Origin of the sequence: Streptomyces gottesmaniae (assembly GCF_031845845.1) — a bacterium.
Classification (GTDB): Bacteria; Actinomycetota; Actinomycetes; order Streptomycetales; family Streptomycetaceae; genus Streptomyces; species Streptomyces akebiae.
In genome coordinates this window covers 126,137-143,855 of the sequence record NZ_JAVRFJ010000018.1, presented here as the reverse complement: position 1 = coordinate 143,855, position 17,719 = coordinate 126,137, and the positions used below count along the sequence as shown (strand labels likewise).

Annotated in this window: 15 protein-coding genes; 4 read left to right on the top strand and 11 right to left on the bottom strand. The window is 71.5% G+C overall.

The window, feature by feature from the left end; all coding sequences use genetic code 11:
* The 5 genes from RM704_RS21650 to RM704_RS21630 form a co-directional block, all read right to left on the bottom strand.
* A complete protein-coding gene (locus RM704_RS21650; RefSeq protein WP_033526318.1) occupies positions 1 to 1,920 on the bottom strand; it encodes an alpha/beta fold hydrolase in 1,920 nt (639 codons plus the stop codon).
* 115 nt (positions 1,921 to 2,035) lie between these two features.
* Positions 2,036 to 2,305: a hypothetical protein gene (locus tag RM704_RS21645; protein WP_259408152.1), complete on the bottom strand. Its 270-nt coding sequence runs from the start codon at positions 2,303 to 2,305 to the stop codon at positions 2,036 to 2,038.
* Between the two features lie 213 nt (positions 2,306 to 2,518).
* Complete coding sequence (locus RM704_RS21640) at positions 2,519 to 3,949, bottom strand: phytoene desaturase family protein (protein WP_033526317.1); 1,431 nt, start codon at positions 3,947 to 3,949, stop codon at positions 2,519 to 2,521.
* 240 nt (positions 3,950 to 4,189) lie between these two features.
* The gene (locus tag RM704_RS21635; RefSeq protein WP_311591042.1) at positions 4,190 to 5,536 is read right to left on the bottom strand and encodes a sensor histidine kinase; all 1,347 of its coding nucleotides are present in this window, start codon (positions 5,534 to 5,536) and stop codon (positions 4,190 to 4,192) included.
* 99 nt (positions 5,537 to 5,635) lie between these two features.
* Positions 5,636 to 6,325 (bottom strand): response regulator, encoded by a 690-nt coding sequence (locus RM704_RS21630; protein ID WP_033526316.1) that lies wholly within the window; start codon positions 6,323 to 6,325, stop codon positions 5,636 to 5,638.
* Between the two features lie 256 nt (positions 6,326 to 6,581).
* On the opposite strand from RM704_RS21630, the gene RM704_RS21625 reads away from it, so the two are divergent.
* Positions 6,582 to 6,884 (top strand): response regulator transcription factor, encoded by a 303-nt coding sequence (locus RM704_RS21625; protein WP_033526315.1) that lies wholly within the window; start codon positions 6,582 to 6,584, stop codon positions 6,882 to 6,884.
* A 179-nt stretch (positions 6,885 to 7,063) separates the two neighbouring features.
* Here the strand turns inward: RM704_RS21625 and RM704_RS21620 are convergent, their stop codons facing one another.
* Both RM704_RS21620 and RM704_RS21615 read right to left on the bottom strand, forming a co-directional pair.
* Positions 7,064 to 8,185 (bottom strand): sensor histidine kinase, encoded by a 1,122-nt coding sequence (locus tag RM704_RS21620; protein ID WP_052145933.1) that lies wholly within the window; start codon positions 8,183 to 8,185, stop codon positions 7,064 to 7,066.
* Complete coding sequence (locus RM704_RS21615) at positions 8,182 to 8,859, bottom strand: response regulator (protein WP_033526313.1); 678 nt, start codon at positions 8,857 to 8,859, stop codon at positions 8,182 to 8,184. Before RM704_RS21615 ends, RM704_RS21620 begins: the two co-directional genes overlap by 4 nt.
* Before the next feature lie 384 nt (positions 8,860 to 9,243).
* Here RM704_RS21615 and RM704_RS21610 point away from each other — a divergent pair, with 384 nt between their 5' ends.
* Both RM704_RS21610 and RM704_RS21605 read left to right on the top strand, forming a co-directional pair.
* The gene (locus tag RM704_RS21610) at positions 9,244 to 10,386 is read left to right on the top strand and encodes a DUF418 domain-containing protein (protein WP_438828939.1); all 1,143 of its coding nucleotides are present in this window, start codon (positions 9,244 to 9,246) and stop codon (positions 10,384 to 10,386) included.
* Between the two features lie 177 nt (positions 10,387 to 10,563).
* Positions 10,564 to 11,880 (top strand): phytase, encoded by a 1,317-nt coding sequence (locus tag RM704_RS21605; RefSeq protein ID WP_033526311.1) that lies wholly within the window; start codon positions 10,564 to 10,566, stop codon positions 11,878 to 11,880.
* 5 nt (positions 11,881 to 11,885) lie between these two features.
* Here the strand turns inward: RM704_RS21605 and RM704_RS21600 are convergent, their stop codons facing one another.
* The 4 genes from RM704_RS21600 to RM704_RS21585 all read right to left on the bottom strand — a co-directional run bounded on the left by RM704_RS21600 (position 11,886) and on the right by RM704_RS21585 (position 16,437).
* Positions 11,886 to 12,590, bottom strand: coding sequence for a FadR/GntR family transcriptional regulator (locus RM704_RS21600; RefSeq protein ID WP_033526310.1), 705 nt, complete (start codon positions 12,588 to 12,590; stop codon positions 11,886 to 11,888).
* 22 nt (positions 12,591 to 12,612) lie between these two features.
* A complete protein-coding gene (locus RM704_RS21595; RefSeq protein WP_033526309.1) occupies positions 12,613 to 13,653 on the bottom strand; it encodes an ABC transporter permease in 1,041 nt (346 codons plus the stop codon).
* Between the two features lie 2 nt (positions 13,654 to 13,655).
* A complete protein-coding gene (locus tag RM704_RS21590) occupies positions 13,656 to 15,287 on the bottom strand; it encodes a sugar ABC transporter ATP-binding protein (protein ID WP_033526308.1) in 1,632 nt (543 codons plus the stop codon).
* 100 nt (positions 15,288 to 15,387) lie between these two features.
* Positions 15,388 to 16,437 (bottom strand): sugar ABC transporter substrate-binding protein, encoded by a 1,050-nt coding sequence (locus tag RM704_RS21585; protein ID WP_033526307.1) that lies wholly within the window; start codon positions 16,435 to 16,437, stop codon positions 15,388 to 15,390.
* Between the two features lie 418 nt (positions 16,438 to 16,855).
* On the opposite strand from RM704_RS21585, the gene RM704_RS21580 reads away from it, so the two are divergent.
* Positions 16,856 to 17,707 (top strand): fumarylacetoacetate hydrolase family protein, encoded by an 852-nt coding sequence (locus RM704_RS21580; RefSeq protein ID WP_033526306.1) that lies wholly within the window; start codon positions 16,856 to 16,858, stop codon positions 17,705 to 17,707.
* The last annotated feature ends 12 nt before the right edge of the window (positions 17,708 to 17,719 follow it).

Below are 17,719 nucleotides of genomic sequence, written 5' to 3'. Positions count from 1 at the left end.
TCACCGGGAGGCCTCCTTCCTGAGGGTGACGGATCGGGTGGACCGTGCCGCGCGGGGGCGCTCGTCGAGGTTCTGGAAGAAGGCGAGGACGCGGTCCGTCACCTGGTGGGCGTAGCGGCTGTTGATCAGCAGGGTGTCGTGCCCCGCCCCCTCGACGACCACCGTCTCGGTGGGCGCCCCCCGGTGGGCCTCGGCGAGTTCCCGGTGCATCAGCAGTTGTTCGGGGTCGCGGTCCACGGTCCGCTGGGCCGAGATCACCAGGGCGGGCACGCCCTCGATCGGGGCGAGCCGTCCGGGGAAGGCCTCGAAGTCCTCCCGCAGCGCCGCCCATTCACGGCGGGCCGCTTCCCACATCCGCGCGTCGGCGTACTGGGCGAAGACCTTCTCCTGGTAGGCGGCGGGGAGTTCCCTGATCCACCACGGGCGGGTGAGGAGGGCCCCGGTGCCGAGCCGCAGGGCTCGGCTCATGGAGGTGAAGGTGCTGCCCAGGCCGGCACCGGTCACCCGCTGCTGGGTGGACCGGTGGAACTGGTCGGGGTGCGAGGAGTCGAGGTACACGACGCCGTGCACCCGGTCGCCGAGGTGCGTGACGGCACGGCGGGCCAGCTCGCCGCCGATCGAGTGGCCGACCAGGACCACCTTGCGGTGCGGTGCCACGGCCCCGTTGACCAGGTCGACGAGGTCGTCGACGGACTCCGTCAGCCGGTAGGCGGTGGTCGCCCTGCGGTGGCTCCCGGCGTACCCGGCGCGGGCGTAGGTGATGACGCCGTACGAGGTCTCGTAGGCCAGGCGCTCGCTGATCCAGGCGTAGTGCTCGCTGGTGGACAGCAGACCGGCGGCCAGCACGAAGACCGGCCGGTCGGCGTCCCCGGCCGCCATCTCCTCGTACTGGAGCCGGTTGCCGTGGCGGGTCGTCAGCACGCGGGAGGTCCGCCAGCCCTCGGTGGCGCGCATGCGCCGGTGCACGGCGGTGACGCCCGCGGCCGCCGTCGCACCCGCGAGCAGGGTGAGGGCGGCGGGCAGAGCGCGGTCGTCGCGTCCCGCGACCGCGGGGTGCGTGCGGGGGGCCGCGGTGTAGGCGATCAGCGGGTGCATCGCGGGGAACGCGGTGGCGAACCTGCCGAGCCCCATGAAGTAGCCGTTGGCCAGGTGGAACGCGGCGGCGCCAGCGAGGACGGGACGGGTCAGCCGGCCGCCCTTGAGATAGGCGAGCGGGAAGAGGCACTCCAGCGCCAGCACACCGTGGGCGAGCAGCTTGGCGGCCCGGGGGTTGTTCCGGATCCAGGTGTGCATGCCCTCGTGGCCGTAGGTGTGCGTGCGCATCACACCCGGAAGGGCCGAACCGTCGCGCCAGTCCGGGCCGAGCAGCTTGACCCAGCCGGAGACCAGGTAGGAGAGGTTGGACTGGAGGGCGACGTACCACATCAGGGCGTCCTTGGCGGCCGGCGAGGGCACCAGACGGGCGCCGCCGGTGGCGAGCTGTACGAGGGTCGCCACCTGGTCGGCGCCGTCGCTGCCGTAGTGCTGGCGGGGGCCGAGGAGGGCGGAGGTCGCACCGAGGAAGAGGCTGCCGGCGCCGCGCCAGGGGGACCTGCCCGGCAGCAGCATGGCGGAGGCGACCGCGGCCCGTGTGACGTGCAGAGCCGTCGTGGTCCGTCGTCCGCTGGCGATGTCGAGCACTCGACGCAGCAGGGGGTTCGCGTGCGCGACGCTGTCCTTGGCGATGTCCCAGTCGTTCATGCCTCCCTTGTCCATCTCATGGCGCTGGCTGAGGTATTCGAGGGACGAGGTGAGGCTCGTCGCGGCGGCCAGCCGCTCCGACAGGCCCAGCGCGCGGTCCCGGCCGACCGGTATCGGGCCGAGCACCGCGGAGGCGAGCTTGTCCGGGACCGCGGAGGTGATCCTTCGGACGAGTTTCATGGAACCTCTTTTCCTGGTACTTTCGAATGCGTTTTTTGAGTACGGCGGAACCCGCTGCCGGACCAGAACAGCCCTCTGGTCCGACAGCGGGTTCCTATGCGATCACCGTCGGTCGTCAGACCGCGGGCGGCGTACCGCCGACGGCGGCGAGCGCGGCCTGGTTCTGGGCGTTGGCCTCCGCCGCCAGGTTGTTGGCCTCCGCGGCCTGGGCGACACCGACCGCCGCGGTGGCGGCCGCCGCGAGGGCGCCGACACCCTCGGCCGCCTGGGCGATGCGGCCGATGCGGGCGATCCGCGGGGTGCCCAGGGTCGGGCGAGCGGCGACGTAGACGACACCCTCGACGGGGATTTCCACGCTGTTCAGCGCGTTCTCGATGCTGCTCATTTCTTTCATCCTCTCGCTTTCGGGACTGCGGAAGTTCTTTTCTTCCGGTGCCCTTCTGGAGAAAACATTAGGGCCTCTCCGACCGTCTCCACATCGATAAAAATGCCTATTGTTGAAATCCTCCTTCGCGCCGGGGCAGGGTGGACGTGGAAAAGGCCCGGACCGATTCGGTCCAGGCCTTTATCAGGAATGCGCGGCCGGCGGCTTCCCGGGTCATTCGCGACCGTGCCGTCGCCGGAGATGACGCAGGGCGGACGCGGCGGCGTTCGCGCCGCACATGCCGTGGGCGCCGGCTCCCGGTGGCGACGCGGCGGAGCAGATGTACATCCCCGGGACCCCCGTGCGGTACGGGTCGAGGGCCACCCGGGGCCGCATCACCAGCTGGAGGGCGGTGTTCGCACCGGTGACGACGTCCCCGCCGACGTAGTTCGGGTTGTAGTCCGCGAGAGCTGCCGGAGGGCGGACGGCCATGTCGAGGACACGTTCACGGAAGCCCGGGGCGAACCGTTCGATCTGCCCGATGATCGCCTCGGTCGCGTCGCCGTCGTAGCCGTGCGGAACATGGGCGTAGGTCCAGACGGGATGGAGGTCGCCCTTCGAGCGGCTCGGGTCGGCCAGGTACTGCTGGCCGACCAGGACGAACGGCCGTTCCGGCATGCGCCCGGTCTGGATCATGCGCTCGGTGTGGGCGACCTCCTCGAACGTTCCGCCGAGGTGGACGGTGCCCGCCCGACGGGCCGCCTCGTTGGTCCAGGGGACGCCGCCCTCGACCGCGAAGTCGGCCTTGAAGGCTCCGGGCCCGTGGCGGAAGCGCCGGTAGGCCCGCGCGACGCGTGCCGGCAGCCGGTCGCCGAGGATGTCGGCGACGGCGCGGGGGGCGAGGTCGAACAGGACCACGTCGGCCGGGGGGAGATCGGCCGAGGCGCACACCTTCACTCCCGTCTCGATCCGGCCGCCGAACTCGAAGAGCTGTGCCGCGAGCGCGTCGCTGATCGCCCGGGAGCCACCCGCGGCCACCGGCCAGCCGTGCCGGTGACCCGCGGCGACGATGGTCAGACCGACCGCGGCGCCGGCCGGCAGGTGGAAGGGGCGGAAGGCGTGCGCGGCCACACCGGCGAAGAGCGCTCGGGCGGCCGGCGTCCGCCACAGCCGGGCCACCGCGACGGTGGGCAGCAGGGCTCGCGACCCGAAGGCCGCGAGGCGCAGCGGATGGCGCGGCACATGCGTGAGCGGCAGCATCAGATCCTCGGCCAGCGCGTCGAAGCCGTCCGCGAGCGGCTCGAAGAGCCGCTGCCAGCGGCGTCCGTCCACTCCTTGGAGGCCGTCCGCGGTCTCCCGCACCGACCGGTGCAGGACGCCGGCCTCACCGGAGTCCAGGGGGTGCGCGCAGTCGATCTCCGGCAGGCACCAGGTGAGGCCGTGCCGGCCGAGGTCGAGGTCGCGCAGGAACGGCGAGGCGACGGTCATGGGATGTGTGGCGGAGCAGTGGTCGTGCAGCAGCCCGGGGGTCAGTTCGCTGGTGCGGGTGCCGCCGCCGATGGTGTCGGCGGCTTCGAGGACGGTGACGTCCACGCCCTCCCGGGCGAGGAACACGGCGGCCGCGAGACCGTTCGGACCGCTGCCCACCACGACGGCCGTAGTCATAGGTCTTCCGTGCCTCCTCGATGACGGGCGCCGGTCCTCGGCCCGCGCACGGCGGACGACCGGTTGCCGAAGCGGTGTGCGGAAACGGGGACCGGGCCCTCGAAAGAGCCCGGTCCGGGCCGATTCACCACTCTGCGGGACTGGGGAAGGCCGTCCCGGCGCCTTTTGGTTCTCAGACGATAGAGCGTGGATCGGCCGGGCGCGATTCGCAGAATTGCCTAATTCGCGGCCCCCGATCGACTAACTCGCGTCCCAGTTCATGTTCGGCTCGGGTTCCGCGTGCGCATTCGGCTTCGCATGACGCCCGGGTTGCCGGCGGGAGCCCGGACCCGATCCGTCTCCGTCGTCGGCGCCGGGGAGCACGGCCGGTGGGAGTACCGGGAAATGGGCGATGATCCACCAGCCCCCGTCGTCGGCCGGGCCCGCCGTCAGGGAGCCGCCGACCGTCTCCACGCGCTCGCGCAGCCCGATCAGGCCGTAGCCCCCTCTGCCTCCGGTGGGACGGGAGACCCGCCGCTCGGGCCCCTCGTTGTACACGTCGACCCGCAGCAGGTCGTCGCGGGTGCGGTGTACGCGGACCATGGCCTGGGTGCCCGGTGCGTGCCGCCGTACGTTGGTCAGCGCCTCCTGGACCACGCGATGGACGGCCGAACCCACCTCGGGCAGCAGACCGCTTCTGCGGGCGGCCCCGGTGATCTCCAGCTGGGCGGTCGAACCGTCGCCCTGGTCGCTGAACTCCGAGACCAGTTTGGCGAGTTCGGCGTACGGCTCCTCGGGCCTCTCCAGGGAGGCCTGTTCGCCGTCCTCGCGCAGCACCCGGATCAGGCGGCGCATGGAGTCCATGGTCCGCTGCCCGGCCTCGGCGATGTTGCCGAGGATGGGGCCGACCTGGTGGGGCGCGCTCTCGTGGATCACGCCGGCGGCGTGGGCCTGGGCGATGATGCCGGTCACATGGTGGGCGACGAAGTCGTGCAGTTCCCGGGCGAGTTGGATCCGCTCGGCGAGCCGTACGGAGGCGATCGTGCGACGGCGCCGGGCGTCCAGGGTGCGCAGGTAGCACCCCGCGCCGATGGCGCCGCCGACCGCGAACGTCAGCAGGAACGGGTAGGTGAGGGTGATGCTCGTGCCCCCGGTGCGCAGGGGCTCGTCGATGACGCTGGCCCCCATCGCGGCGGCCAGCGCGAGGGCGACCCGGGGCCGGGCCACGTGGCGGCAGGTGCGGGCGAGCAGGACCAGCATGCACGCCGTCTCCAGCAGCCCCCACTCGGGCATGGCCCAGCCCATCAGGGAGGTGCCCAGGGTCACCGTCGTCGAGACGGCCGCGCAGAGGCCCGTACGCCAGGTGATGCTCAGCCGTGATGCGGGCACGAGCACCAGAGCCAGCGCGACGGGGCCCGTCACCAGGGGCAACCAGTCGAGGGGGCCCCGTTGCTGCGACACGATGATGCCCACGTCGAGCAGCCACAGCACGCCCAGCGCCGGATACAGGGCGCGGTGGTCCAGCCGTCGGGCGGGTAACCGGGGGCGGCCGTGGTGGTGCGGCTGGGTCGCTCGTGCCGAGAGCGCCGCGAGTGACGAAGGTGTCATACAACCGGAGGCTAGGCATGCACATGCTTCCCCGGCAGGGAGTGGATCGATGTGTGGGCAGCGTCATAGATCGATTACAGGGTGTTCACGAAATCCCCGTCACCGCCCTGTCCGCACCGTCCCGTTGGCCCAGGCCCACGCGGCCACCTCGACGCGGTTGCGTACGCCCAGCTTGTGGTGGATGTGGCCCAGGTGCGTCTTCACGGTGGACAGCGACAGACACAGCTCGTCACTGATCTCCTGATTGGTCCGGCCCACCGCGACCAGCCGGGCCACCTCCAACTCCCTTGCACTGAGCGAGGATTCGGGCGCTCCGACCCCGTCCACCGGCGCCGCCGCCCGCTCCTCCAGCTGCTTCAGCAGCCGGACCGTCACCGCGGGGGAGACCAGCGCGTCACCGCGTGCGGCCGCCCGTACCGCCTCGATCAGCAGCGCGGGCGCCGCGTCCTTCAGGAGGAAGCCGCACGCTCCGTTGCGCAGCGCGACGTTGAGGTAGTCGTCCTGGTCGAAGCTGGTGACCACCACGACCTGGGTCGGGTGCGTGGCCCCCGGCCCGGCCAGCAGCCGGGTCACCTCCAGCCCGTCCAGCTTCGGCATCCTGACGTCCACCAGGCACACATCCGGCCGCAACGCGCGCGCCAGCTCCACGCACGCGAGCCCGTCGGCGGCCTCTCCGATCACCTCGATGCCGTCCTGGGCGTCGAGGATGAGACGGAAACCGGCCCGGATCAGATCCTGGTCGTCGGCGATCATCACACGTGTGGGGGTGTGGCTCACGCGGCCGAGCATGCCATGGACCGTCCGGCCCGTCCGGCGGTCCGGGGAAGCCGCCCCGCCACCCCCCCCTGCCGAATCGGGCGTTTGGTGCTTACCTGGCGAAGGTTCCGCCCCGGAGGGTGGGACCGGGGCCGATCGACCGATGACTACTGCCCGGTATCGGTCGAACGGTCGATGGCCGGTGCCCGGATGTCACGGAAGAGTCACAGCGCAGCAGACGAACGGCACGCGGGGTCCTCGACCCCCACTTCGAACAAGGCAGGCACCCATGGCAGTGGACAGCTCCGGCCGGCTCAGCGCCCGGGAAATGGAGATCCTCCTTCTGGCGGCCCACGGCATGTCGGACGCGGACATGTCTCGTCACCTGTCGATCTCGGTCCGCACGGTGGCTTCCCATATGCGCAGCATCCGGGAGAAGTTGTGCGCGAAGAACCGTACGCACCTCGTGGTGACCGCACTGCGCGCGGGAATCCTCGCGCTGCGGACGGACCGGATGGACCGCCTCGACGAAACGTTCCGCTTGACGGGCCGCAGCGGGGTCCGGCCGCCGCGACCCGTCGGCATCGCGTAGCGGGTGAGCGAGTGCCCCGGGCCGCTTGGTGCGGCCCGGGGCACCTGCGCGTCAGCCGTCGGCCGCCGGCAGCAGGGGGACGATCCCGCCGCGGGGCGGTGGCCGACGCGGTGGACCCGGAGTCCTGTCCTGTGACCGCGTCCCCGGCCGGCCTCGACCCGGGGCCGGGCTGCGACGGCTCACGGTGCGCCGTCGAGCGGCAGCTCCAGACGCAGCTCGTAGCCGCCGTCCCGCAGATGCCCGGAGGTGACCGTTCCGCCGAGGAGTTCGGCGCGCTGACGCAGGCCGATCAGGCCGTGGTGGGCACCCGGCAGCGAGAGGGCCGGGCGGCTGGGCGCGGTGTTGGTGACGGTCGCGCGCAGCGTGCCGTCCCGCTGGCGCACCCGGATGGTGGCGGTGGCACCGGGAGCGTGCTTGCGGATGTTGGTGAGGGCTTCCTGGACGGTGCGGTAGACGGCGCGCTGGACGGGCGGCGCCAGGTCGCCCGGGAGGTCCGTCCGCAGGTCGGTGTCGATGCCGCTGCCGGCGACCAGCCGGTCGAGGTCGGCGAGGGAGGGCTGCGGGGTGAGTTCGGTGGGGCGGCTGCCGGAGGCCCGCAGTACGCCGACCATGTGCCGCAGCTCGTCCAGGGTCTGCACACTCAGCAGCCGTATCGTCGCCGCCGCCTCCTTCGCCTCCGCGTCCCGGCTGCCGACCTGGAGGGCGCCGGCGCGCACGGCCATCAGACTGACCTGGTGGGACACGGCGTCGTGCATCTCCCGGGCGAGCTGGGCGCGTTCCTTCGCCAGCACGCTCTGCGCGATCAGCAGCCGCTCGTGCTCGCGTGCCTCGGAGACCTCGACGAGACGGAGCGACAACTCCCGCCGGGCCTGGACGAGCTGCCCGAGGAAGAGGGGCGCCGTCGCCTGCGCCACGCTGTAGGAGAGCGGGATCAGGGCCTGGCGGTCGTCGAGGTCGGTGAACTCCGGTGACGGCCACGACCACCAGGTCAGGTCGCAGACCGTGAACCCCAGCGCGCACACGGCCAGCGGCACGCGGTGGTGGGTGCGGGAGGCGAGGGTGTACAGCGCCACCAGCGTGGCGAACACCGCGTCCGTGAACAGGGCGGTCGGCAGGGTGAGCAGAAAGGTCGGCAGCGGCAGCCCGCGGCGCAAGGCGAGCGCGCCGGCCGCGAGCAGGGCGGCGGCCAGCTCCTGGGGATGACGGGGGCCCACGTCGTGGATCCACACGTCCGTCAGGGAGGCCGCGACGAGCACGGCGTCCGTCGTCCACGCGCGTGGGGCGGGCGAGGGCGCCCTCATCCGGCCTCCCGTCCGCCGCCGGCGGAGCCCGACCGCCTGAGCAGACCCGCACGCTCGGCCAGCAGCGCCGCCTGCACCCGGCTGCCCACCTCCAACTTGGTGAGGAGCGCGCTCACATGGTCCTTGACCGTGCCGGTGCTCAGGTGCATCCGGTCACCGATGTCGGTGTTGGACAGCCCCTCCGTGATGAGGACCAGGACGTCCCGCTCACGATCGGTCAGCCGGTCCACGAGCCGGACGGCCGCCTCCCGGGGCCCGTTGTCCAGGTACCCGTCGACCACGGTCCGGGTCACCCGGGACGACAGAACAATCCCGCCGACCGCCAATGTCCTTATGAGATACGGCAGTTGCTCCGGGTCGGTGTCCTTGAGGAGGAAGCCCGCGGCTCCCGAGCGGAGGGCGGCCGCCACGTACTCGTCCATGTCGAAGGTGGTGAGCATGGCCACCACCGGGGGGCGGGCGAGTCTCCTGAGTTCGGCGAGGACCGTGAGCCCGTCCACATCGGGCATACGGATGTCCAGCAGGACGACCTCGGGACGCAGTTCCCGTACGGCGTGGACGGCCCGGCCACCGGGGACCGCCGCGACCACGGCGATGTCGTCCGCGGAGTTGAGGATGTGCTCGAAGCCCGTACGGATCAGGGCTTCGTCGTCGACCACCAGTACCCGGATCACCCGTGCCCCGCTCGTCGTCGGACCACCACTGGACTTCTGCTGGAACCGCTACGACGTCCGAAGTCGCCATCGGGTTCCCATTCCTCCCCCTTTCCGGTCACCTGGCGGGGGTGGCTCCGGCTGGTCGGCGGGAGAACGTCCAGCCACCCGCCGGATGGAGACGCGCCCCTCGCGCCCCCGACGCTGAAGGCCATGACACCGAACACGTCGTCGGACCTGTCGTCCAAGCCGGTCGTCGCCCCCTTTCCTGCCCCTGCCCCTGCCCCTGCCCCTGCTTCTGCCTCTGCTTCTGCTTCTGCTTCTGCTTCTGCCTCTGCTTCTGTCCCGGTCCCCGCCTCGCCCCCCACAGCCGTCGAAGTCTCCGCGAGGCCGTCCACCGGGCGGCTGGTCGGCATCGATCTGGCCCGTGGACTCGCGGTCTTCGGCATGTACGCCGCGCACGTCGGCCCGGACCCGGCCGACGGCGGGCCGCTGGGCTTCGTGATGGAACTGGCGCGGGGCCGCTCCTCCGCGCTGTTCGCGCTGCTCGCCGGTTTCACCCTGGTCCTGATCACCGGACGCCCGCACCCGCGCACCGGGCGCGCCGGACGCCAGGCGGTCGTCCGGATGGTCATCCGTTCCCTCGTCCTGATCGTCCTCGGGTTGGCCCTGACCTCCCTCGACACCGACGTCGACGTGATCCTCGCCTTCTACGGGCTGACCTTCCTGGCCGTCCTCCCCTTGCACCGCCTGCGCGTCCGGACGCTCGCGCTCCTCGCCGCCGTGGGCGCGCTCGTCATGCCCCAACTCCTCCACGTGACACGGCTGTCGATCGAGGACGGCGACTGGGCGGACACGGTCGTCGCCGCCGATCCGCTGGCCCGGATCAGCGACACGGACGGCTTCATGGAGCTGCTGTTCACGGGCGAGTACCCGGTGCTCACCTGGATGCCGTTCATGCTGGCCGGGATGGCGGTGGCCCGGCTCGACCTCACCGGGAACACCGTCCGGGCCCGACTGGTGTGCACGGGCGGTGCGTCGGCCCTGCTCGGCTACGGCGGTTCCTGGCTGGCACTGCGCCTCGTCCCGCACGCGCGGTCCACCGTCGCCGCCGCCACGGACGGCGATTCGGCCGCGTCCGCCTGGTGGTCGGACACTGTCGGCTACGTCGTCGAGGACACCCCGACGGCCTGGCTGCTGGTGGGCGCGCCGCACAGCCAGACGACCTTCTCCATCCTCGGCAACACCGGTGTCGCGCTGCTCGTCCTGGTGCTGTGCGTGACGGGCATGGACCGGCTGCCGCGCTGCGCGCGCCTCGCGACACCCGTGTGCGCCGTCGGCATGACGGCCCTGACGGCGTACGTCCTGCACATCCTCGCCGTCCGGGAGTTCGGCATGGAGGAGGAGACCGGCCCGGCCCTCGTCGACCTCCTCGTGTACACGTCGGTCGCCCTGCTGATCGCCACCGCCTGGACCCGCCGGTTCCGCCGCGGACCGCTGGAGCAGCTCCTCCACGTCAGTACGCTCCCGGCACGCCACGTGAAGTGACACGGATCGGGCGACGCCCCGGCGAACTTCGGCCAAACCGCAGCCGTATCACCACGTCGGCATGGACAGCTCACGTCCGTCTGCGCGCAAGCTTCTCTCCGCACCATCGACATGGCCCCGCCCACGGCACGGCCGCGCCCATCGACGGCAGCCACGACGGTAAGGAAGCGAACGCCTGTGAGAACGCCCCGCACTGCTCGAAGAGTCGCCCTGCTCGCCTCGGGAACCGCGCTGACCACGTTCCTCGCGGCCGCCCCCGCCGGAGCGGGCACGGCCGCCCTCCCGACGGTGACCGCGACGAGCGAGTCGGCCGCGCTGTACGACGACGAGGCCGGCGCCAACTCCGACGCCGACGACCCGGCGATCTGGCGGAACCCCGCCGACCCGGACCGCAGCCTCGTCGTCGCCACCGCGAAGGAGGGCGGCCTGCGCGTCTACGACCTGGACGCCCGCCTCGTGCAGTCCCTGGCCGCGCCGAAGCCGCCGACGCAGGACGACGCCCCGGGCCGCTACAACAACGTCGACCTCGTCACCGGCCTGCGGACCTCCGAGGGCCGTGCCGATGTGGCCGTGGTCAGCGACCGGGGCAACGACCGGTTGCGGATCTACCGCATCGACCCCGACCGCCCGAACGGCCCGCTGACCGACGTCACCGACCCGGCCGCCGCCCCCGTGTTCTCCGCCGACCAGGCCGAGATCAACGACCAGCGCACCGCCTACGGCCTCGCCACCTGGACGGACAGGGCCACCGGCCGGTCCTACGCCCTGGTCAGCCGGCGCGAACGCACCCGACTCGCCCTGCTCGAACTCCTCCCGGCGGCGAACGGCACGGTCGGCTACCGCAAGATCCGCACCCTCGACCTGCCCGCCTCCTTCCGGCTGCCCGACGGCACCTCATGGAGCCCCTGCGGCGAACCCGGTGAACTCCCGCAGGTCGAGGGGATGGTCGTCGACCCCGCCACCGGCACCCTCTACGCCGGCCAGGAGGACATCGGCATCTGGCGCCTGCGCGCCGACCTCACCGGGAGGCCCGTCCTGGTCGACAGGACCAGGGAGTACGGCGTCCCCGGCACGTACGACGAGGAGACCGAGGAGTGCGTGCCGGGCGCCGACCCCGGCTACGGCGGGAAGCGGCTGTCGGCCGACGTCGAGGGCCTGACGCTCTATCAGGAGCGGGACGGCGACGGCTACCTGCTCGCCTCCAGCCAGGGCGACAACACCTTCGCCCTGTACGACCGTGAGGTGAGCGAGGGCAACGAGTACGAGGGCGGCTTCCGCGTCGGGCCTGCGTCGGACACCCTCGACGGAGTGGAGGAGTGCGACGGCGCGGCCGTCCTCAACGCCCCGCTGGGCAGCCGCTACCCGCGCGGCCTGCTCGTCGTCCAGGACGGCCACGAGACCCCCGAGGTCCCCGACGGCGAGGGGGGCACGCGCACGGGAACCGGCTTCAAGTTCGTCGACCTCGGCGAGCTGGCGGACGCCACCGACCTGTAGGGCGCTCAGCCCTCGGCCGCGCCGAGGGGATCCTCCTCGACGAGCCCGTTCGCCATCCACTGCTCCACGGCGGCGACATGGACCGTCGCCGCCGACACCGCCAGGGCGGCGTCGTGGGCCCGCAGGGCGCGGAGGATCTCCTCGTGCTCGCGGTGGGCGTGCTCCACGGCCCGCTCGGTGCGGGTGCCCCGGACGATCCGGGCGCGCTGGGTGCGGGTGGAGAGCACCCGCAGCAGCATCGACAGCACCGGGTTGCCCACCGCCTGCACGATCCGCAGGTGGAACGCGATGTCGTGGCCGACGAACTCCTCCACCGTCGCGGCCGCCCGCGACCGCTCCAGGATCACGCCCAGCTCGTCGAGGTCCTCGGCGGTGAGCAGGGCGGCTGCCGCCCCGGTCGCCTGGGGTTCCAGCAGCCGCCGTACCTGGAGCAGTTGCAGCGCCGTCTGCCCCTGGGAGACGTCCGAGGCGAACGAGAGCGACTCCAGCAGCAGATGCGGCTCCAGGCTCGACACATAGGTGCCGTCGCCCTGCCGGGTGACCAGGATCCGCATCGCGGTCAGCGCCCGTACGGCCTCCCGCAGCGAACTGCGGGAGAGACCGAGCTGGGCGGCGAGGATCTCCTCCTTGGGAAGGCGGGAGCCCGGCGCCAGCTCACCCGCCACGATCATCGCCTTGATCTTGTCCATCGCCTCGTCCGTGAGTGCCACGAGGTGCCTCCCTGTAGCGGGGCTACTCCTGCTTCTCGCCCGAGGCGAAGCGGGAGATGATCAGTGCGACGATGATGATCGCGCCGTTGAGGAACTGGTTCCACAGCGGCGGCACCCCCGCCAACGTCATCACGTTCACGACGAGTTGCAGCGTCAGCACACCGGTGAGCGCGCCGAACAGCGAGCCCTTGCCGCCGTTGAGGCTCACTCCGCCGATGACGGTCGCCGCGAAGACCTGGAAGATCCAGCCGCTGCCCTGGGTGGCGGAGATCGAGCCGTAGTGGCCGCTGTAGAGGATGCCGGCGAACGCGGCCAGCACACTGCCGAGGATCAGCACCGCCCACACGATCCGGTCCACCCGGATGCCGGCGGTACGGGCCGCCTCGGCGTTGCCGCCGATCGCGTACAGCGCCCGTCCGTGCCGCAGCCAGGCCAGCGCACTGCCACCGAGGACGAAGAGGACCACGCAGATCCAGATGGCGGCCGGTACCCCCAGCCACGACGCCTTGCCGAGGTAGGTGAAGGAGGACGGCAGCTCCACGATGGACTGCCCCTCCGAGAGGGCGACCTGGAGGCCGCGCAGCATGGTCAGCATGCCGAGGGTGACGATGAACCCGTTGAGGCGCAGCTTCAGGATCAGGAACCCGTTGACGGCGCCGATCACGACGCCCACCAGCAGACAGAGCGGTACGGCCGTCCACTCGGGCAGCAGCCCGAGCCCGGTGAACCTGGCGCCGCTGGTCGGCAGCACCAGCCAGACCGCGATGACGGGCGACACGCCGATCGTGGACTCCAGGGACAGGTCCATGCGGCCGCAGATCAGGATCAGCGCGGTGGCCAGCACCAGCAGGCTCAGCTCGGTGGACTGCTGGGCCACACCGATGAGGTTGTCGGCGGTCAGGAAGGCCGGCGAGACGATGAACCCGATCACGCCGAGCACGAGGATCGCGGGGACCAGGGACAGCTCACGGAAGCGACCGAGGCCGAGCCCGCGGCGGGTGTCTCCGGCGGTCTCCCGCGCCCCGCTCGTGGCGGGCTCGGTGACATCAGTGGTGGCGGACATGACTACCTTCCGTGCTCTTCGGTGGTGCCAGAGGTGGGATCGGCGGAGGTGCGGGCGCCGGTGCCGGAGTTCTCGGCCCGGTCGGCCACGCCCTCCATCGCGGCGACGACGTGCTCGTCCTTCCAGCCGCGGTCGAACTCGGCGACCGCCCGCCCGTGGAACATCACCACGAGCCGGTCGCACACCTTCAGGTCGTCCAGCTCGTCGGAGACGATCAGCGCGGCCTTCCCGCCGTCGGCGATCTGCCGGATCCGGCGCAGCAGGAACTCCTTGGACCTGACGTCCACCCCGTTGGTGGGGCGGATGGCCACCAGCACCTGGGGGTCGGTCGCCAGGGCGCGGGCGACGACGACCTTCTGCTGGTTGCCGCCGGAGAGCGCCGAAACAGGCGTGGTGTCGCCCGGGGTCTTGATGTCGAGGTCGCGGATCATGCGCCGGGCGAAGCTTCTGGTCCGGCCGGGCAGCACCGTGCCGTACGGGCCGAGCTGGTCGGTGACGGTGAGCGTCGCGTTCTCCGCCACGCTGCGGTTGTTCACCAGGCCCTGGAGATGCCGGTCCTCCGGGACGAGCCCGACACCGACCGCGAGCGCCGACGGCACGCTGCCGCCGCGCACCCGCCGGCCGGCGACCGAGATCGTGCCCTGCTCGGGGCGGTGCAGCCCGGCGACGGTCTCGCCCACCCGCACATTGCCGCTGGCCGCCGCGCCGGCGAGACCGACGACCTCGCCGGCCCGCACCGAGAGCGACAGGTTCTCGCAGGCACCGGGCAGGGTGAGGTGCTCGACCGTGAGGAGTTCGGGGGCGTCGGACCGTACCGGGGGCCGGTTCTCGACGGTCTCCGCCGCCGTGACCGTGCTCTCCCCGGTCATGGCCTCCACCAGCGCCTGGTGGCCGAGTTCGGCGACGGGCGCGGTCAGGATGTGGGCGGCGTCGCGGTAGACCGTGACGGTGGTGCAGAGGTCGTACACCTCTTGCAGGTGGTGCGAGATGAAGAGGAAGGCGACGCCCTGTCGCTGGAGGTCGCGGAGCTTGTCGAAGAGGCGGTTGATGCCGCGGGCGTCGAGCTTCGCGGTCGGCTCGTCGAGGATGATGAAGCGCGCGCCGAACGACAGGGCGCGGGCGATCTCGACGAACTGCCGCTGCTCGACGGTGAGGTCCCGTGCCCGTGCGTCGGCCTTCACGTCCACGCCGTATCCGGCGAGCAACTCCTCGGCGCGGGCACGCAGTTGCTTCCAGCGGATGGGTCGCAGCGGCCCGTCGCTCTGCCGGTTCAGGAAGAGGTTCTCGGCGACGGTCAGATCCTGGATGATCGTGGACTTCTGGTAGACGCAGGCGACCTTGGAGCGCCAGGCGTCGATGTCGCCGACGGCGGGCGCCTCCTCGCCGGAGAAGCGCAGGGTGCCGGTGTCGGCGGGGCGCAGCCCGGTGAGGATGGACACCAGCGTGGACTTGCCGGCGCCGTTGCGTCCGACCAGTGCGTGCGACTCGCCCGGCGTGATGGTGATCCGGGCGTCGCGCAGCGCGACGGTGGCGCCGAACCTCTTGCTGATGCCGGTGGCCTCGGCCACCGGGGCGTCGTTCCCGGCGGCGGGGTGGCCGCCGCCGTTCGCCGCGGCGGTCGCGGTGTCCGCCATGGTGGATACCGTCCTTCGTGGGGTGGGTGCGAGGGGGGCTGGCCAGGGACGGGCGGAGGGACGGGCCGCGTCCCTCCGCCGGTCGTCGGCCGGTACGCGGCTAGCCGACGTTGTTGCCCCACAGGGCCTTGTCGTCCACGTTGTCCTTGGTCACCAGCGGTGCCGGGAGCTGGTCCTCCAGACCGCCCGGGATCTCGATGATCGTGGAGTCGTGATCGGTCGCGCCGGGCTTGAAGGTCTTGCCCTCGGCGGCCGCCTCCGCGTAGTACAGCGCGTACTTGGCGTAGAGGTCGGCGGGCTGGGAGACCGTGGCGTCGATCTGCCCCTTGCGGATCGCCTCGAACTCCTGCGGGATGCCGTCGTTGGAGATGATCGAGATGTGGCCCTTCTCGCCGGCCGGCTTCAGCAGGCCCTTCTGCTCCAGCAGGGCCAGGGTCGGCTGGAGGAAGACGCCGCCGGCCTGCATGTAGATGCCGTTGAGGTCGGGGTGCTGGGCGAGCAGGCTCTGCAGCTTGGCGGAGGCCACGTCGCCCTTCCAGTCGGTGGGCAGCTCGAAGACCTCGATCTTCGGGAACTTCGTCTTCATGCACTCCGCGAACGCCTCGGAGCGGTCCCGCCCGTTGATGGAGTCCAGCGCGCCCTGCAACTCCGCGACCTTGCCCTTGCCGCCCAGCTGCTCGCCGAGGAACTCGCACGCCTTGGTGCCGTAGGCCCGGTTGTCGGCGCGGACGACCATGTAGACGTCGCCCTTGTCGGGGCGGGTGTCGACGCTGACCACCGGGATCTTCTTGGACGCGAGGGTGTCGAGGGTGGAGGCGATGGCGCCGGTGTCCTGCGGGGCCATGACGACGGCCTTGGCTCCCGTGTTCTGGAACACCTGCACGTTGGCGACGAGCTTGGTGATGTCGTTCTGCGAGTTGCTGAGCGGCAGCGCGTTGATGTCCTCGGACTTGATGTCCTTCTTCAGGTACTCGGCGTAGGAGTTCCAGAAGTCCGAGTCGGAGCGCGGCAGGTCGATTCCGATGGCGGGCTTGTCGCCGCCCGAGCCGGCGGACCCGGACGAGCTGTCGCGGTTGCACGCGGTGAGGAGGGTGAGGGCCGCGAGGGCGCAGGCCGCTGCGGCGGTGGAGCGGGTGCGAGCGAGCTTCATGGCCGGGTTCTCCTTAGCCAGGACAGGGAGGCCGCCCTCCGGGACACGCGTGCGTGGACCGACGGAGGGGAGGCGTAGAGGGTCAACCGGTGAACGAGCAGCGGAGTTTGAAGGGCCACTACCTCGCTGTGGGCGGTGGAGCGATTCCTCCGATGTATCTCGGACGTCGAGGACGTTACGACGGCATTGCCCGGACTGACAAGAGGTTGTCCATGAGGAATTCGACCACTTGTGTGCGCGGTGCCTCGGCGCTCCGGTCGAGACGAAGTCGTACATGCCGGATCTATGAGCTACGAAAAGCCTGGCGTCGGGCAAATACATCCGAGGAATACGTTGTCAGGGCGCCGAACTGCACCTAAAGTCGCGGTGCGCCATTCCTCCGATGAATGATCGAACCCATGGCAAGGGAGCTGCCCCAGTGAAACTGCTACGCGTCGGCGCCCCGGGAGAGGAGCGGCCCGCCGTCCGCGGCGACGACGGCCGGCTGCTGGACCTGTCCTCCGTGGCCCCGGACATCGACGGCGCCTTCCTCGCCTCCGGCGGAGTCGACCGGGCCCGCGCGGCCGTCGAGGCCGGCACACTGCCCGAGCTGGACGTCGAGGGACTGCGCGTCGGCGCCCCCGTCGCCCGCCCCGGCAAGGTCATCTGCGTCGGGCTCAACTACCGCGACCACGCCGCCGAGACCGGCGCCGCGATCCCGCCCCGCCCCGTGGTCTTCATGAAGGACCCGGGCACGGTCGTCGGCCCCTACGACGAGGTGCTGATCCCGCGCGGCTCGGTCAGGACCGACTGGGAGGTCGAGCTGGGGGTCGTCATCGGCCGGCCGGCCCGCTATCTGGAGGGCCCCGAGGAGGCCGCCGGGGTGATCGCCGGGTACGTGGTCAGCCATGACGTCTCCGAGCGCGAGTTCCAGCTGGACTACTCCTCGCAGTGGGACCTCGGCAAGTCCTGCGAGACCTTCAACCCGATGGGGCCCTGGCTGGTCACCGCCGACGAGGTCGGTGATCCGCAGGACCTCGGACTGCGGCTGACCGTCAACGGCGTCAAGCGCCAGCACGGGCACACCCGCGACATGATCTTCCCGGTCCACGAGATCGTGGCGTACCTGAGCCAGTACATGGTCCTCCAGCCCGGCGACGTGATCAACACCGGAACACCCGCGGGCGTCGCCCTCGGCCTGCCCGGCACCCCCTATCTCCGCCCCGGTGACACCGTCGAGTTGGAGATCGACGGGCTCGGGAGCCAGCGCCAGACCTTCGGCCAAGCGTGAAAGGCACCCCCT

Excerpts from the sequence above, each read along its gene's own strand:
- RM704_RS21620 (WP_052145933.1), bottom strand. The coding sequence starts at position 8,185 with ATGAGGGCGCCCTCGCCCGCCCCACGCGCGTGGACGACGGACGCCGTG.
- RM704_RS21650 (WP_033526318.1), bottom strand. The coding sequence starts at position 1,920 with ATGAAACTCGTCCGAAGGATCACCTCCGCGGTCCCGGACAAGCTCGCC.
- RM704_RS21595 (WP_033526309.1), bottom strand. The coding sequence starts at position 13,653 with ATGTCCGCCACCACTGATGTCACCGAGCCCGCCACGAGCGGGGCGCGG.
- RM704_RS21630 (WP_033526316.1), bottom strand. The coding sequence starts at position 6,325 with ATGCTCGGCCGCGTGAGCCACACCCCCACACGTGTGATGATCGCCGAC.
- RM704_RS21635 (WP_311591042.1), bottom strand. The coding sequence starts at position 5,536 with ATGACACCTTCGTCACTCGCGGCGCTCTCGGCACGAGCGACCCAGCCG.
- RM704_RS21640 (WP_033526317.1), bottom strand. The coding sequence starts at position 3,949 with ATGACTACGGCCGTCGTGGTGGGCAGCGGTCCGAACGGTCTCGCGGCC.
- RM704_RS21625 (WP_033526315.1), top strand. The coding sequence starts at position 6,582 with ATGGCAGTGGACAGCTCCGGCCGGCTCAGCGCCCGGGAAATGGAGATC.
- RM704_RS21645 (WP_259408152.1), bottom strand. The coding sequence starts at position 2,305 with ATGAGCAGCATCGAGAACGCGCTGAACAGCGTGGAAATCCCCGTCGAG.
- RM704_RS21585 (WP_033526307.1), bottom strand. The coding sequence starts at position 16,437 with ATGAAGCTCGCTCGCACCCGCTCCACCGCCGCAGCGGCCTGCGCCCTC.
- RM704_RS21590 (WP_033526308.1), bottom strand. The coding sequence starts at position 15,287 with ATGGCGGACACCGCGACCGCCGCGGCGAACGGCGGCGGCCACCCCGCC.